This window comes from Achromobacter sp. ESBL13, from assembly GCF_036668755.1.
In the GTDB taxonomy this organism is placed as follows: Bacteria; Pseudomonadota; Gammaproteobacteria; order Burkholderiales; family Burkholderiaceae_B; genus Achromobacter.
The window spans coordinates 1-414 of sequence record NZ_JAZEVT010000022.1; the positions used below are offsets into that span (position 1 = coordinate 1).

General features: G+C 45.2%; 1 rRNA gene. It reads right to left on the reverse strand.

The features are described from left to right. Positions 1-333: 333 nt before the first annotated feature. Positions 334-414, reverse strand: a 16S ribosomal RNA gene (locus V6F88_RS27820); the annotation flags it as partial.

Below are 414 nucleotides of genomic sequence, written 5' to 3' on the forward strand. Positions count from 1 at the left end.
TGTAGGCTATAGGACCTGAGTATTAGCGTTTGTGCCGTTCATAAGTTTCAAAGCGGTCTGAGGTTATTCACCCCAGTCTTGAGAACTTGGAACAAAATAATGCAATCACAACCCGTACTTATTTTCTTCAGCTTGCGCCGAGTACTTAATAAGTACATTTCGTTGTGCTTCTTCCAGATTGTTAAAGAACGATATAGCTGTTGAGTAAAACCCAACGCATAGCGCTGCAAGCAGCGCTATGCGTTAACTTCTACGCCGGGCCAATCAATATTGACCCCAGCTACAAAAAACAACCGATAAGAGTGGACGCTTAACACGAGCACTTAAGCTCTGAAAGGAGGTGATCCAGCCGCACCTTCCGATACGGCTACCTTGTTACGACTTCACCCCAGTCATGAATCCTACCGTGGTAAT